We start from the raw sequence: 14,543 nt of genomic DNA, 5'->3' as shown, positions 1-14,543 counted from the left end.
GACTCGCCTCCGGGAGGGACTTCGACGGGCCTTCGCGGCGGGCGCGCAGAAGGCACGTTCCCGAGTCGGCTCCCACAGACGCGACCTTTTATTTCCGCCCTCGCCGATCCCACGGACATGACGGACCTCGACGGCGCGGCGGCGGTGATCACCGGAGCGAGCTCGGGAATCGGCGAAGCAACGGCGCACGCGCTCGCCGAGCGCGGCGCGAACCTCGTCCTCGTGGCGCGGCGACGCGAGGCGCTCGAATCGGTCGCGGACGACGTGCGGTCCGAGTACGGCGTCGAGGCGGTCGTCGCGGCCGGCGACGTCGGCGGCGGCGGTCGAAGCCGCGGTCGAGGAGTTCGGCGGCCTCGACGTCGCCGTCGTCAACGCGGGGCTCGCCCGCGGGAGCGACGTGGCGACGATGACCGACGAGGAGTACTTCGCGATGCAAGAGACCAACGTCGACGGCGCGTTCTTCCTCACGCGCGAGGCGCTCCCGCACCTCAGGGAGAGCGAGGGGACCCTCGTCGCGGTCGGCAGCTTCGCCGGAGAGTTTCCCCGGCCGTTCAACCCCGTGTACGCCGCGACGAAGTGGTGGATCCGCGGGTTCGCGCACAGCGTCGCGGCGCAGGTCGGCGACGAGGGCGTGGCGGTCTCGGTCGTCAACCCCTCGGAGGTCCGGACCGAGTTCGGCAGCGAGGACGGCGAGCCGTTCGAGGAGCGGTTCGAGCCCGGGAGCGTCACCGAGCCGGCGGAGGTCGCGGAGGCCATCGCCTTCGCCGCGTCGCGGTCCGGCTCGTCCGCGCACGAGATAGACCTCTACCGGCGAGATAAGTACTCGGACACGATGTAAGCGCGGCGGCGCGAGGTCAGCGGTCGCCGTCGTCGCGGCACTCGATCCGCGCCCCGCACTCCGGGCAGGTCCCGTCGGCGCGGGAGAGCGCCAGGTCGCACTGCGGACAGAACCGACGGTCGCAAGCCGAATCGCCCATGGCCGGCGTTCCCCGTCGAATCGTAATAACTCCAGCACCGCCGAAGACGGGGTTAGCCGGCGGCTTCCGCGCGATAAGCTGTCCGTACTTTAGTTACGCTCCCGCTTCGCGCCGACTATGCGATCGGAGTCACCCGACAGACCGACGAAGTTCGTGGTTATCGCAACGCTCGCCGCACTGCTGCTCGTCCTCGGCGCGCTCGGCGCGCTGAGCGCGGTCGGCGTCGCGGCCGAGGCGCCGTCGCAGACGGCCGACGGCGACCCGTTCTTCGCGGTGGAGATAACCGACTACGACGCCGCGGTGACCGAGGGCGACGCGCTCGTCGTCGAGGCGACGGTCACGAACGAGGGGACGACAGCGGACAGCCAGCAGATCCACCTCAAAGACGACCGCAACAATATTGTCGACTCGGTGGCCAGCCCGGCACTGACGCTCGAACCGAACGAGAGCAAGGACGTGACGCTCACGTGGGACACCGGCCCGGGTGACGCCGGGACGGAGCGCATCAAGGTGGTGAGCGACCACGGGGCGGACAACCGGACGGTCCAGATCGACGAGGGCTCGTTCTTCACCGTCGAGGGCGTCGAGACCGACTCGCCCGTCGAGGCCGGCGACGACCTGACGGCGACAGTCACCGTGACGAACGACGACCCGAACGTCACGACGCGAGACGTGTGGATCGAGGTCGACGGCGACAGCGTCGCGGAGAGTGCGGTGGAGCTCGCGCCGGGCGAGACTCAAAGCCAGACGCTCACGTGGACGGACACGGCGGACAGCGCCGGAAACTGGTCGCTCGCGGCCGCCACGACCGGCGACCGACTGACGACCGAGGTCACTGTCACCGAGTCGGAGTCGTCGGAGTCGACGGACGGCTCAGACGGCTCGGACGGCTCGGACGATTCCACGGACGGCTCGGACGAGTCCACGGACGATGACGACGGCGGGTCCGCGAACTCCTCCGACGATTCCGCGAAGGATGACGACGAGGGGTCCAGCTCCGGCTGGAGCATCCCGACGTATGTCGAGAAGCGAGACAACGGGGCAGTTGAGGGGGACGGCGTCGTCGAGCTCCCGGCCAACGAGGTGGCCGTCGTCGACTTCGATCGGGAGACCGTCTCGGGCCTGCTCATCGTCGACAAGCTCCGCGAGCTCCCCGAGGGCGTAACCGCGCCCGACGAGGCGGTCGGGATGTATCGGATCGACCCGGACGACGAGTTCGCGGACGAGAACGCGACGGTCACGTTCGCCTACTCGAACGAGACGCTCGAGGAGTCGGCCCTCGACCGCGTCGAGGTCGTGCGCTGGAACGGGACGGCCTGGACCGAGCTCGACGCCGAGGCCACGAGCGCCGACGGACGGGTCACCGTCGACGCCGAGACCCGCGGCTTCTCGCTGTTCGCGGTGACGACTGGGGGCGAGTCGAACGCGACCGCCGGGGCGGAGTCGCCCGCGAACACGACCCCGGGTGGGGAGGCGGCGGCGGACGCGAACGCCACGTCGAGCGCGAACGAGACGGCCGACTCGGAGGCGGCGGACGCGGACGCCAACTCGACGGACACCGACGAGACGGACGCCAACTCGACGGACACCAACTCGACGGACACCAACTCGACGGACACCGACGAGACGGGTGCCGACGAGACGGACGAGGACGCGGCGTCGAACGACTCGGAGACCGAAACGGCGGACGACTCGACGACGGACGCGACGGAGGCGAGCGAGGACGAGACGCCCGGGTTCGGCGTCGTCGCCGCGCTCCTCGCACTGGCGGTCACGGCGGGCGTCGCAACGCGCGGCCGTCGGCGGGAGTGACGACGCGGGCGGTGGTTTTTGAAAGGCCAACGCGTCAAAATCTGACTTTTGAAAAATAGGCTCTGTTGAAATCCTCCGCAGGAATACATTCTGACTGGCTACCGTCAGAACAGTGCCGCTCTCAACTATGCCGAACCTTCTTCGATTAACGGAAGGAGCAACGTCGCCAGTTCCTCTGTTCCTCTCGAGGCCACCGACGTGTCCGGATGGGGTTCCTCGCCCACGTAGACGGTCTCAAATCCCGCTTCGCGTGCTGGAGTGATGTCCTCCTCGAACGTATCTCCGATATAGACGAACACTTCTGCGGGAAGTCGCTCTTTGGCCGCTTCAAAGATCTCTCGATTCGGTTTCCGTGTCCCAATCTCGTTCGAAACGATAACTGTGTCAACGAACTCGTCGAGCCCGTGTTCCTCGATTTTCCGACGTTGCATCCGTCCGTCGCCGTTTGTGAGGATACCGGTCTGGTGGCGAACTGCGATGGACGCAACAAGCTGTCGTACTGTGTGAGGGATGTGTGTTGAACTCGCTTCCTTCTCAATGTATTCTGCTGCGAGCCGCTCTGTATCCAGGTCGAGGTCGTATTGTTCGCAAACCGCGTCGAAAGCCCGCTGGTACGGTTCGTCCTCTACCTGTGTAATACTCGTAAGTACCTGTTCAGAATACGTTTCAATCATCTCTTCGGTAGCATCAGTTGGAAGTGTCTGTACGAAAAGTTCCGAAAAAGGGGTACTGTAATTGAGAAGAGTGCCATCAAGATCGAAGTAAACTGATGTCTTCATCGTTTATGGGTGATTACATTCCAAGAAAATAGAGTTTGATATCTCTGTAGTCATATTTTCATGCCACGCGCAATATTAGTCGGTGAAATTAACTCAGCTCATATGCCGGACTCGCGCTCTATATTCAGCACGCCTCCGAAAACTTGTAATTGGCTGAGGTTTCAGCAGAGCAAAAAAAGGAGCGACGGCGCGGCCGGTCACCTGTTCTGCGAGGCGGAGGAGACCCGTCGGTCCTCGACGAGCGTCTCGAGTCCCTCGCTGAGGCCGACGGACGGCCGGTATCCGAGCTCCTCGCGGGCCTTGCTGATGTCGGCGCGGCTGTGGCGGACGTCGCCGTCGCGCGCGTCGCCGTGGACGATCGGCGAATCGCTCCCGACCGCGCGTCGGATGCGCTCCGCGAGGCCGCGGATCGTCACCGAGTCGCCGGTGCCGACGTTGTACGACGCGCCGACCGCGTCCGTCTCCGCGGCGAGGAGGTTGGCCCGCACGACGTCGTCGACGTGGACGAAGTCGCGCGTCTGCTCGCCGTCGCCGTGGACCGTCAGGGGCTCTCCGGAGCGCGCCGCGCGCAGGAACGCCTCGATGACGCCGGCGTAGTCGCCGCCGGTCTGTCCCGGCCCGTAGACGTTGAAGTAGCGGAGCGCGACGGTCTCGAGGCCGTACAGCTCGTGGTATAGCCGGAGGTAGTGGTCCAGCGCCAGCTTGCTCAGCCCGTACGGCGAGGTCGGTTCGAGCCGGGCGCCCTCGGCGAGCGGGACCCCCTCCGGGTCGCCGTACACCGCCGCGCTCGACGCCGCCACGACCCGGGCGTCGTGTCGGCGGGCGGCCTCCAGCACGCGCAGGGTCCCCGTCGCGTTCACCGCGTGGGTCTCGTTCGGGTCGTCGATCGACCGCTCGACGCTGACGATCGCCGCCTGATGGAACACCACGTCGACGTCCGCGACCGCCTCCTCGACGGCCTCGCGGTCACGCACGTCGCCTTCGATCGCGGTGACTCCCGCCGGGGGATCGGGGTCGGTGTCGAGCGTCCGCACGTCGTTGTCCGCCCGGAGCGACGCCGCGATCGCTCCGCCGATGAACCCCGATCCGCCAGTCACGAGTACGCGTTTTCCGTCCATGCTGACTCGGCGTTGCGCGAGCGGCGGGATTAGTAGCCGCCGGCTACGCGGCGAGCGGGCGTCGAAGCGGGCGAAAAGCCGCGGAGCGGATCCGTGTCGGTCGACCTGTCCGTGTTCCCGCTCGGCTTAGAACTCGTCTTTCAGCCGGATCTCGTCGTCGGTCACCGTGTCGATGCGCGTCGCCTCCAAGGCGTAGTCGCCCTGATCGGCGTCCCCCCACCCGAGCTTAGACCGGATCGTGTCGGTCATCCCCGGGTCGGGGTCGACGTGCGCGACGCCGTCCCTGACCGTGCTGACCATGCCGATCTCGGTGCCGCTGGCGTTCACGACGCGCTTCCCCTCATCGTCGTCCGTGACTGTCGTTCGTTCCATCGCGTCCGGACACACGACCCGTCTCGGCTTTGTTATCGAGTTCGTATCCGAGGCGCACAATTCACAAGACTGCGTTACCTTCGAGTACGTTCGGCCAACCGGGTTCGACGAGTCGCCGTTCGGGCCCGCCGACCGCGAGTCCGCCGACCAGGACTCGATCCGTCCGGTCGATCGACGGTCGACGCCAGCGGGGAAAAAAGCGGAGTGACCGAACGGAGCGGCCGCGGTCGTCCCGGTTCGACCGCGTCGCCGATCGCGTTAGGAACTGGTGTTAGTGCCGTTGTCGTCCGTGCCGTTGCCGTCGGGGACGTCCGTTCCGTTATCCTCGGGAACGTCCGTGCCGTTGTCTTCGGGCATGTCTGTCCCGTTGTCGTCGGGCATGTCCGTGCCGTTGTCGTCGGGCGTGTCCGTCCCGTTACCGTCGGGCGAGTCCATGCCGTCGTCGGGCGCTTCGCCCTCGGGCGCCTCCATGCCGACGACGAAGGGAGCGATGAGCGCCTCGACCTCCGAGCGCGACCGGGCCTCGTCGACCGCGTTCGGGAACCCGGAGTCCCCGTTGAGCGTCCGCAGGAACGAGGCGTGGCGGGCCTCGACACTGTGGATCCCGAGCGCCGGGGCGACCAGGGCCTCGTTCTCGATGTAGGGCGCGGCGCCGGCGTACGCGGACACGCCGACGTCCTCCAGCTGCGCCGCCGTCGCGAGGAACGCCACCGGGTACTGTACCGCGAGCCCGAAGTCGAACTCGGGCTCCTCGACGGGCTCGCCGCCGAGCTCCTCGACCGCCGCGCCGAGGGCCTCCACGTGGGCCTCCTCGTGCGCCAGGACCGTCTGGAGCTCCTCGTAGACCTGCTCGCGGCGCGGGTCGTCCTCCTCGCCAAAAAGCTGACAGTTACAGAGGTCCTCCTCGCCGATGTTCTCTAACCCCTGTGCGTAGAAGCTCGCTTCGAGGAACTCCAGCGTGCGGGCGAAGTTGAGGATGTCGACGTCGTCCTCGAACTCGTTTTCGACCGGCTCTTCGCCGTCTCCGCCGTCTTCCCCGTCCTCGCCGTCCTCGCCGTCCTCGTCGTCGGTCTGTGCGACCGCCGACCCCACGAGCGATCCCCCGAGCGCGGCGCCGCCGAGCGCGCCGGCCGATCCGGCCACGAACTGGCGTCGCGTGTTTGTGCCCCCGTCATCCGTCGACCGTTCGCCGTCGTCTGTGTTCGAATTCACCACACCCACCGTACCGCGGCCGGGTAGTTTGTTATATATCTGGTATAAATGACTTCGCTCAGCTTATTGAGCGGCGGCCGCCGCGGCGGCGCGGCGGCGGACGTGCCGATCGCGGCGACGCCGTCGCCCGGTATGGCCGGCCCGCAGCGAGTAACTCAGCCGTACACAGCTCTCGGGCCCGGACGGCTGTCGGAACGCGACGTCGCCGCGCTCCGGAGGCGACACGGCCTCGCTCCGGGGCGACCCAGCCTCGCTCCGGGGCGACCCAGCCTCGCTCCGGGGCGACAGGGCTGCGATCTGGGGCCGACACGGAGCGCTCCTGAGGGCGGCACGGCGGACGACCGAGAACTCGCTCCAGCGCGTCGTCGGACACCCTCGTGACCTCGATTAGGACGTCTATTACAATACGCGAACGGGTCTCATCCGCGGTTAGCGATGAGATCGACCAAGGACCGAAGCGGTCGCGAAGCGCGGATCAAAGCCACGTTCGCGCGGTACGAGGACCGTCCAGACGAGTGTACGCTCCACCCGGTCCACCCCGACGAGGAGCGGCGGACGACGGAGTGGATGACGGCGAAGCGCGGGGCGTACGTCGCGCTCGGGATGTGGCGGTGAGGGACGGTCGGACCGCGCCCGGACGTCCGAACGGTCGCCGTTTCGAACGCGTCGATGACCGGCCTCCGCCGAGTCGTCCGGCGGCTCGGAACGGCTCGATCACCCTCCCCGAACGAACCGCCACCCACGCGGGACGGTAACGAGCTCCTTCCGAAGAGAACCGCCGTGAGACCGTCGTTTTCGTCGAAACTCTTCTCGGAGTAGTACCATCGTACCAAGGCCCGCCGCGGAGTCGTCGTTGGTTACCGCTCCATAACAAAGGGAATCTCGGCCCGTTGACGCGTATGCGACACAGCAACTCGCAGCGCGGCACGGGAACCGATCACCCCGCGGACGGCCCGTGGGCTCGCTTCTTCGACTCGGCGCGGAACGACGCCCAGCCCTCGGTGAGCGACTGATGTGCGGCATCAGCGCCCGTATCGGCGAGGAGGGCTCGCTCGGACCGCTGTTGACCAGCATCAAAAACCTCGAGTACCGCGGGTACGACTCCGCGGGCGTCGCGATCCGTAACGGGGACGGCGTCGAGATCAAGAAGTGCGGCGGCGAGGTCGCACAGCTGGAGTCGGCCGTTTCGGCGGGTATGACGGACGGTTCGATCGGTATCGGGCACACGCGCTGGAGCACGCACGGGCCGCCGACCGACGAGAACGCCCACCCGCACACGGACTGCCACGGGCGGGTCGCGGTCGTCCACAACGGGATCATCGAGAACCACGCCGCGCTCCGCGAGGGACTGCGGGGGCGCGGCCACGAGTTCACGAGCGACACCGACACCGAGGTGATCCCGCACCTGATCGAAGAGCGGCTCGAAGACGGCCACGACCCGGAGACCGCCTTCCGGAGCGCGGTCGACCAGCTCGAGGGGAGCTACGCGGTCGCGATGGTCCTCGGAGACGAGCCGGCAATCTACGCCGCCCGGAGCGGGTCGCCGCTGGTCGTCGGCGTCGGCGACTCGGAACACTTCCTCGCCAGCGACGTGCCGGCGTTCCTCGAGTTCACCGACCGCGTGGTCTACCTAGAGGACGACGACGTCGTCGTCCTCACGACCGACGGCTACCGGGTGACGGACGGCGCCGGCGACCCGGTCGTCCGCCCGGTCGAGACGGTCGACTGGACCCCCGAGGACGCCAAGAAGGGGAGCTACGACCACTTCATGCTGAAGGAGATCCACGAGCAGCCGATGGCGCTCCGGCAAACGCTCCACGGGCGGATCGACGGCGACGACGTCGTCTTAGAGGACTTCCCGCCGGGCTCTTTCGAGGGGATCTCCCGCGTCCAACTCGTCGCGTGTGGAACGTCGTACCACGCCGGCGCGTACGGGGAGTGGCTCCTCTCGAACGACGGCATTGACGCCAACACGTTCATCGCGAGCGAGTACGCCGCCTACCCCGCGCCGGTCGACGAGGAGACGCTGGTGATCGGCGTCACGCAGAGCGGCGAGACCGCGGACACGCTGGAGGCGCTACAGAGCGCCCGCGACCGCGGCGCGCGCACGCTCGCGCTGACGAACGTCATCGGCTCCACCGCCGCACGGACCTGTGACGACGCGCTCTTCATCCGCGCCGGCCCCGAGATCGGCGTGGCGGCCACCAAGACGTTCTCCTCGCAGGTCGCGACGCTGACCCTGCTCGCGGAGCGGCTCGTCCGCGACGTCACCGGCGAGCCGACCGCCGACCACGAGGCGCGCTTAGACGCGCTGGCCGACCTCCCCGAACACGTCGAGGCCGTGACGACGGACACCCGAGCGGAGGCGATCGCCCAGCAGCGCCTCGGCGACGACGGGCACTTCTTCGTCGGCCGCGGGAACGCCTTCTCGGTCGCGCTTGAGGGGGCGCTGAAGTTCAAGGAGATCACCTACGAGCACGCTGAGGGGTTCGCCGCCGGCGAGCTGAAACACGGCCCGCTCGCCCTCGTCACGTCCGACACGCCCGTCTTCGCGATCGGGACCGGCCAACACGGGAACCGGCTGGAGAGCAACATCAACGAGGTCCGCGCGCGCGGCGCCCCCGTCGTCGCCGTCGCCCCGCGGACCGCCACCGACCTGATGGACGCCGCCGACGAGTTCCTCCCGGTCCCGGCGACCCACCCGGACCTCGTGGCAGTCCTCGCGAACGTCCAGCTCCAGCTGATCGCGTACCACGCAGCCGACGCGATGGACCGGTCCATCGACAAGCCGCGCAACCTCGCGAAGAGCGTCACTGTCGAGTAGCGCGCTCCCCGTCGGGCTCGGCGACGACGACCGCGGCTCGAACGCTATTTAATAAGCCGGGAGCGGCGGCGACGTACATTTATAAATGAATGCGGTGGCGTCGCCGGCGGCTCTGCCGCCGGCTGCAAGAGGCGCGTCGCGCCTCCCTGCGTGCCTGCGAGCGGCCGCCATCGGCGGCCGCGAGTCAGCACGCGCGAGGGAGTCGGGCGCGACGAGGGCGACCGGAGGGAGCCCGAAGACGCGCCCGACGAGGCTGGGGAGGCGTGAGGCTGCGGTTGCTGTGCGGGGCGGGACTCAAAGGGGCAGCCGCGAGGACGGCGCAGGCGTTCACGAGAGCGGAGCTCTCGTGAGCCAATCAGAACGCTTCGCGTTCTGATGACGACGTAAGCACTGGAAGGAGCGAGCGAAGCGAGCGACTGAAGCGCGTGGTTCGAGAGAGCAAAGCTCTCTCGTCATCGCCAGAAATCAGAGATTTCTGGCTAGCAGTCAGAATCCAAAGGATTCTGACGACATCCCGAAAATCTCCGATTTTCGGGCGACAACGAGCGTGCGCCGTCCTCGCGGCTGGGGCTTTGGAGGTGTTCTGCGCCGAGACGCAGTCAATTATTTATAAGTGAGCGGCTGGGGCTTTGGCGGTGTTCACCGCCGAGACGCAGGCAACTATTTATAAGCGAGCGGCTGGGGCTTTGGAGGTGTTCACCGCTGATCCGTCGTCGATTGTTTATAAACGAGCGGCTGGGGCTTTGGCGGTGTTCGTCGTCGATCCGGCGTTGTCTATTTATAAAAGAGCGGCTGCGGCGAAAACGTCCACCGGAGCCGATCCGTAGGTCCCCGGCTAGCGTGGACCGCGGTCCCGCAGGAAGGGACTCGGTGCCTGCCGCCCCAACCGTTATTACTCAATACACGAATTATGTATTGTATGTCGAAGGCCACAGCGGGCCCCGAGCGAGCGGTCAGTGGTCTCCTGTCGGTCGCCCGGCTTCTCGAGGAGCCACGGCTGGCGCGACTGTACTCGTTCGTGCTTCGGGAAGGCGAAGTGACGATCGACGAGATCACCGACGAGTTGGAGATACCACGGACGACCGCGTACTCGGATACGGGCACGCTCGTCGAACTCAGCGTCCTGGCCCGGGACGACGACCAGAAGACGCACACCTACTCGGCGGTCCCGATCACGCTCACGGCGACGCTCGACGGTGACGAGTACACGGTCACCCCGACGCTCGTCGACGCGTTCGGTCGCTCCCCTCACGACCGAGATCTCGATCTCCTTGTCGAGAAGTACGGGCTCGGCAAACTCGCTGCCGCGCTCACCTACGCGGTTCCATACGCGAACGGGAACATGTCGGAGCGCGTTGCCGCTCGTGAACTGGACCTTCAGTACGCGTTCGGCGTCGCCGTACTACAGGCGCTCCGGGACGTAGTTCACGAGATGGAGTCGGTGGACCCGCACTTCGAGGACATTCGGGACGCCCGCGAGTACCCTCCAGCGACAGAGGACTGATGGATGGCCGACGAGGACCTGCCGTTCGACGACGCCGACGGTGCCGTAACGTGGATCGCGGATTCCGGGCTGTTCATCGCGTGCGGCCGCCAACAGAACAACAAGTACACCGCTCTCGAACGATTCGCCCGCGGGAACGACATCACGTTCGTGATCCCACGGCGCGTCTACGACGAACTTGGCGGCGCACCTGACCGCAGTACGCCCGGTCAGACGCCGATCAGGAGCGCGATCGACGCCGGATGGGTGGCGGTTGCCGACGAACCAGATTACACGGACGGCACGGTGTCACGGGTCATGGACGGTGTCCGCTCGTACATCGCTGCCTCCTCGAACCGCGACGAGGACCGAATCGAGAAAGCAGATACCGCGCTCGGGGCCGTCGCCGTTGAACGTCTGAGCGACGGTGACGTGGAGTTCATCGCCGTCGTGACGACGGATACAGATGCGGGGGAGGGCGTCGTCACTGCGCTCACAGCGAACGGCTTCGAAGACCGCGTCCAATTTAAAGACGGATTCGAGCTACTCGACGAGATCGTCTGACTGGTCGAGCGGCCTCGGGACGCTACTCGTTAGACGGGGAGGCATAGCACAGTTCCCAAGGTGGGTGATTTCAGGAACAACCGGACGAGATTTCGGCGGCGGTCACCGCATCGTCGCGGACGCCTGAGACGACGATGTTCGAGCCGGACTTACAGCCCCTCCCGCCTCACTCGTCGCGCTCGTCGACGACGTCGATCCACAGCTGGAGCACCTGGTCCGCGTCCTCGGGGTCGACCTCGGCGTCCGCCGTGTCGCTCCCGTTGGCCGCCGAGCTCCCTTCGCCGTCGGCTCCGTCCGCCCCGTCGGTATAAATCAGGAAGCGCAGGCGGACGCCCTCCCCGGTCGTCTCCGGCGCGATCTGTCGCTCGACGAGTTCGCGCTCGCCGTGGTCCGTGTCGACGTCGAACTCGTCGATCTGCCGCTGCGCCGTTACGGAGCCGTCCGCGTCGACGTCCTGTGCGAGGACGACCACCTCGTAGGTGACCGGCCGGTGTTCGTTGTTCTCGATCGCGACCGTCAGGGGGTGTCCCTCGCCCGCGACGAACGTCGTCGGGTAGTCGGTCGCGACGAGGTCGCCGCTCTCGTTCTCGGCGAGCAGGGTCGCCTCGGTGAACCCCTCGCCCTGCGGCGGGACCGCGCCGGCGACCGCAACGGTCACGACCAAGAGGGCCGCGGCGACGACAAGCGCGACGGTCTGCCGCTTCGTCGCGGCCGACCCGCCGCCGGTCCCGCGAGTGAAGGGACCGCCGCTCGGTCCGCCGGCGGGTCCGCTGCCGCCCTCCCGCACCGTCGCGACGCCTCCGGTCATCGCCCCGACGGGCGCCGCCCGGTCTTCTGGCGCGACGAGGAGGCGACGGCCCGCGGCGACGCCGAGCCCCGCGAGCGTGACGAGGAGGAGGCCGACGACGACGGGGCCGGTGCGGACGGCGGCCACCCGGTTCGCCGCGATCACGACCAGCGCGACCACGACGCCGCTCGACGCGAGCGAGAGCGCGGCCCGTGCCGTCCACCCCGGATTCGCGAGCGCCGCCGCGCGGGACGCGGTCTCCGAATACGTTCCCCCCGAATTTCTCCCCCCGAAATGCGTCCCAGAGGCCGCGGTGCTCTCCTCACTCGGCCGCTCGGGATACAGCGCGGAGACCACCGCGTACCCCGGCCAAACGAGGAGGAACGGGACGCCGAACCCCCACCGGAGCGGCGGCGGTGGAGCCGCGGAGAGGAGGACGGCGGCCGCGGCCACCGTCAGGACCGCCGCGACCGCGAGGTCGCCCCACCCCCCGACGACGCCGGCGGACTCGCCTCGGGAGCCGCGTTTCGGGGGCGTCACGCGTCCGCCCCCGGTCCCGCGGCGGCGGCCGTACACAGCGTGACGTCGCCGTTTGCGTACACGTGGTTCCGGGCGCCGGAACAGACGTGGTCGGCGCCGAACGTCCGGCTCCGGACCGTCCCGGCCGGTTCGGCCGTGGTCTCGAACGTCGCCGGACCGGTCGTCTGGTACTCGCGGAAGACGAACGGCTGGGCGGAATCAGCCCCGGACTCGTCGACCGCGATCCGGTCGCCGCTGTAACCGCCGTACCGTTCGAGGAGGGTGTAGTACGGGTGGTCGCTCCGGATGTCGGCCCGGTCCTCTCCGGGCGGGTACGCCGCGCTGATCGACTCGACCGCGGCGATCTCGGACTCCGTGTACGAGAAGCGCGGGTACTCGTCGTCGAACGCCGGGCTGTCGAGCGTCGCCTTCTCGGCGACGACCATCGTCGCGGGGTAGCCGAGCGCGACCACGACGAACACGACGAGTATCACGCGCCGCGACGCGTGCTGCGAGAGGTGGAACAGCCCGAGCGCGGCGACGATCGCGAACGGCGCGTACATGAACGCGATCCACCGGCCGGGCATGATCGTCCGGACGCCGAAGATCGAGAAGCCGAACACGACGACGAACATCGCGGCCGCGCTCGCGAGGTAGCTGAGCGTGACCGCGGGCGGCGTCTCGGAGCGCGCCATCGCCAGCCCGCCGACGATCGCCGCCCCGAGCAGCACGGCGAAGCCGAACCACTCGACGTACGGCACGACGCCGGCGAGCGGTCCCGCCGCCTCCGCGGCGCCGGCACCGCCCCCGGACCCGCCGGCGAGGTTGAGGAAGCCGGCCTCGCCGACCAGCGTCGCGGCGAGCGTGTCGAGGATCTGCCAGAGGAACGGGTCGTCGCCGTACCACGGCGTGTTCACCCACGAGACGACGGTCACGACGAGCGTGGCGAGGAAGGTCCCGACGACCGTCACCGCGGTCGCGGCCGGGGGACCGTCGAGCGGCCCGCCGAACACCCGAATCGCGAGGACCGACGCGGCCGCGGCGCCGAGCAGCACGAGGACGACCGCCGTCGACACCTGGTGGGTGAACACGGTCGCGAGGCTGAACGCGGCGAGGAGCCCGCCGGCCCGGAGGTCGTCGGTGACGAGCAGCGCCGTGAGCGCGTACAGCGCCCCGAGGAAGAAGACGAGGCCGAGGCTCGTCGGGATGACGTGGAGCCCCCACCTGACGAACTGGTCCGCGAACGCGTACAGCGCGGTCGCGGCCAGCGCCCACCGGACCGGGAGGATCAGGCTCCCGGCGGCGTAGACGAACAGCGCCGACAGCGGCACGAGCAGCCCGACTGTGAGGTACGTCCCCACGCGCGCCGACCCGAGGACGAGCGCCCCGGCGGCGCCGATCGCGTGGTAGAACGGCGCCATGCTGTACTTGCTCTCGGCGATGGCGGACAGCGACTCTGCCTCGACGATGCCCGCGACGAAGTCCGGGACGTGCGTCCAGACGTCGACGCCGATGAACCCGGGTGTCGCGAAAAGCACCGAGAACCGGATCACGACGGCGGCGACGACGATCTGCGTCACCACCAGGCCGGGCGCCAGCTCGTCGTCGGGCGTGAACAGCGCCTGCCCGAGGACGGCCGCCCCGATTGCCCCCGTCAGGAGGTATATCGGGAGCGTGCGGGTCCCCGAGAGGCGGAGCAACACGACGAGGCCAGCCAGCCCCGCGAACACGCCCGCGGGTAGGTAGCCGGCCGCGCTCCGGGGGATCGTCGGGTACTCGAAGGCGGCGGACCGCCGGCGCCGAGCGCCGAGGTAGAGGAGGCAGCCGGCGCCGCCGGCGACCGGGATGATCACGAGCAGCGGCTGTGACGTCAGCAGCCGGAGCCCGAGCAGGAGCAGGCAGGCGACGACGCCGAGCCGCGCGACGGCCACGTCCGGGCGGTCGAGCGAGAGCAAGCCCCTGAAGGCGTGTTCTCCGCTCATCTGTCCCGCCCCGCCGGTCTCGCGCCGGCCGGAGGGCGGTCGAGCGAGGGGCGGTCGGATCGGAGGCGATACACTGCGGCTCGACTGGAGCGTCGTTCGTTCATGGTTCGTCGC

13 protein-coding genes and 1 pseudogene are annotated in these 14,543 nt (G+C 68.3%); 7 read left to right on the top strand and 7 right to left on the bottom strand.

Annotated elements, in window-relative coordinates; genetic code table 11:
• The first annotated feature begins 117 nt into the window (after positions 1–117).
• Positions 118–838: pseudogene (locus F3H13_RS04855) on the top strand (SDR family oxidoreductase).
• A 16-nt stretch (positions 839–854) separates the two neighbouring features.
• Here the strand turns inward: F3H13_RS04855 and F3H13_RS16500 are convergent.
• Positions 855–977, bottom strand: a complete 123-nt coding sequence (locus F3H13_RS16500) for a hypothetical protein (RefSeq protein WP_262488589.1) — start codon at positions 975–977, stop codon at positions 855–857.
• Between the two features lie 117 nt (positions 978–1,094).
• Between F3H13_RS16500 and F3H13_RS04850 the strand changes: the two genes are divergently transcribed.
• Entirely contained in the window at positions 1,095–2,789 is a 1,695-nt protein-coding gene (locus F3H13_RS04850; protein WP_149797929.1) for a PGF-pre-PGF domain-containing protein, read from the top strand.
• A 125-nt stretch (positions 2,790–2,914) separates the two neighbouring features.
• Here F3H13_RS04850 and F3H13_RS04845 read toward each other — a convergent pair whose 3' ends face one another.
• The 4 genes from F3H13_RS04845 to F3H13_RS04830 form a co-directional block, all read right to left on the bottom strand.
• Complete coding sequence (locus tag F3H13_RS04845; RefSeq protein ID WP_149797928.1) at positions 2,915–3,568, bottom strand: HAD family hydrolase; 654 nt, start codon at positions 3,566–3,568, stop codon at positions 2,915–2,917.
• Between the two features lie 197 nt (positions 3,569–3,765).
• On the bottom strand, positions 3,766–4,686 hold the full coding sequence (locus F3H13_RS04840; RefSeq protein ID WP_149797927.1) for an NAD-dependent epimerase/dehydratase family protein: 921 nt from the start codon (positions 4,684–4,686) through the stop codon (positions 3,766–3,768).
• A 126-nt stretch (positions 4,687–4,812) separates the two neighbouring features.
• Positions 4,813–5,058 carry a PRC-barrel domain containing protein gene (locus F3H13_RS04835; RefSeq protein WP_149797926.1) on the bottom strand — a complete coding sequence of 82 codons (246 nt, stop codon included), beginning with the start codon at positions 5,056–5,058 and terminating at the stop codon, positions 4,813–4,815.
• Between the two features lie 258 nt (positions 5,059–5,316).
• Entirely contained in the window at positions 5,317–6,270 is a 954-nt protein-coding gene (locus tag F3H13_RS04830) for a ferritin-like domain-containing protein (protein WP_149797925.1), read from the bottom strand.
• A 435-nt stretch (positions 6,271–6,705) separates the two neighbouring features.
• Here F3H13_RS04830 and F3H13_RS04825 point away from each other — a divergent pair, with 435 nt between their 5' ends.
• From F3H13_RS04825 to F3H13_RS04805, 5 genes are all read left to right on the top strand, one after another.
• Positions 6,706–6,885, top strand: coding sequence for a DUF7511 domain-containing protein (locus F3H13_RS04825; protein WP_149797924.1), 180 nt, complete (start codon positions 6,706–6,708; stop codon positions 6,883–6,885).
• A 397-nt stretch (positions 6,886–7,282) separates the two neighbouring features.
• Positions 7,283–9,094 carry a glutamine--fructose-6-phosphate transaminase (isomerizing) gene (glmS, locus tag F3H13_RS04820; RefSeq protein WP_149797923.1) on the top strand — a complete coding sequence of 604 codons (1,812 nt, stop codon included), beginning with the start codon at positions 7,283–7,285 and terminating at the stop codon, positions 9,092–9,094.
• Positions 9,095–9,729: 635 nt separating this feature from the next.
• Complete coding sequence (locus F3H13_RS04815; protein ID WP_223174374.1) at positions 9,730–9,921, top strand: hypothetical protein; 192 nt, start codon at positions 9,730–9,732, stop codon at positions 9,919–9,921.
• Between the two features lie 92 nt (positions 9,922–10,013).
• Positions 10,014–10,598, top strand: coding sequence for a DUF7437 domain-containing protein (locus tag F3H13_RS04810; RefSeq protein WP_188128002.1), 585 nt, complete (start codon positions 10,014–10,016; stop codon positions 10,596–10,598).
• 3 nt (positions 10,599–10,601) lie between these two features.
• Positions 10,602–11,141: a hypothetical protein gene (locus tag F3H13_RS04805; RefSeq protein ID WP_149797921.1), complete on the top strand. Its 540-nt coding sequence runs from the start codon at positions 10,602–10,604 to the stop codon at positions 11,139–11,141.
• Between the two features lie 166 nt (positions 11,142–11,307).
• On the opposite strand, the gene F3H13_RS04800 is transcribed toward F3H13_RS04805, so the two are convergent.
• Positions 11,308–12,468: a DUF1616 domain-containing protein gene (locus F3H13_RS04800; protein WP_188128001.1), complete on the bottom strand. Its 1,161-nt coding sequence runs from the start codon at positions 12,466–12,468 to the stop codon at positions 11,308–11,310.
• Positions 12,465–14,429 carry a glycosyltransferase family 39 protein gene (locus tag F3H13_RS04795; RefSeq protein WP_149797919.1) on the bottom strand — a complete coding sequence of 655 codons (1,965 nt, stop codon included), beginning with the start codon at positions 14,427–14,429 and terminating at the stop codon, positions 12,465–12,467. The genes F3H13_RS04800 and F3H13_RS04795 overlap by 4 nt, the downstream gene beginning before the upstream one ends.
• Positions 14,430–14,543 lie beyond the last annotated feature (114 nt).

It is taken from the genome of Halorubrum xinjiangense, assembly GCF_900102375.1.
Lineage (GTDB): Archaea > Halobacteriota > Halobacteria > Halobacteriales > Haloferacaceae > Halorubrum > Halorubrum xinjiangense.
The sequence above is the reverse complement of the archived record's forward strand: the minus strand, read 5'-3'. Positions and strand labels throughout refer to the sequence as shown.